General features: G+C 54.2%; 1 protein-coding gene. It reads left to right on the top strand.

Going from position 1 to position 808, the window contains the following annotated elements; all coding sequences use genetic code 11:
* Positions 1-808, top strand: an 808-nt coding sequence (locus HMPREF3036_RS03215) for an IS200/IS605 family accessory protein TnpB-related protein (RefSeq protein WP_156469729.1), incomplete at both ends; no start/stop codon positions are given.

Genomic DNA, 808 nt, shown 5'->3' with positions numbered 1-808 from the left:
GCATTCGCAATACTTGGGACTGGGTTGATGTCGAGCTCGACAAGCACGATGTCGATTACATTGCACTTCATTGCGCTACCCGCAACGAATTGTCGCCGGCATTGAGAAAGCGCGGGAAGAAATGGTATCTGGACTTCTCCTTTGAGGAGAAGGTTATTCTGGATAAGGTGTCTCTTGACACGCAGCGCGTCCTGGGCGTTGATCTTGGGATCAACAATGCATGCGTGTGCTCGGTCATGGATTCAAAGGGCACTATCATCGGCAGACGTTTTAAGAAGCTGCCGGTAGAGCAAGACTCTTTGGAACGTGCCTTGCGGCGCATCAGGAAAGCTCAAAGCAACGGCGCAAAACGCATGCCGAGGCTTTGGGCGAGAGCAAAGGGGGTCAACAAGGACATCGCCGTCAAGACGGCAGGCTTCATCATGACGGTTGCAAACGAGTTCAAGGTCGACGTCATCGTCATGGAACACCTCGATCTCGCCGGGCGCAAACGTGGCTCCAAGCGTCAGCGGCTTCATCACTGGCGTGCCAAGTATGTCCAGCAGATCGTGGAGTACCAGGCACATCGTTGCGGTACTCGCATTCGTCGCGTGTGTTCTTGGAATACATCGAAGCTGGCCTTTGACGGAACCGGTGACGTTACGAGAGACACGGACAACTACAGCATGTGTACGTTCCAGACGGGGAAGCGCTATTCGTGCGACCTGTCAGCTTCGTACAACATCGGAGCTCGGTACTTCCTCAGGGAGTACGAGAAGTCCATTTCGGCAACGAGATGGCGGTGCATTGCGGCTAAAGTTCCGTCATG

This window comes from Sutterella sp. KLE1602 (genome assembly GCF_001578585.1).
GTDB lineage: Bacteria > Pseudomonadota > Gammaproteobacteria > Burkholderiales > Burkholderiaceae_F > Sutterella > Sutterella wadsworthensis_A.
This window is presented reverse-complemented; position numbering and strand designations above follow the sequence as displayed.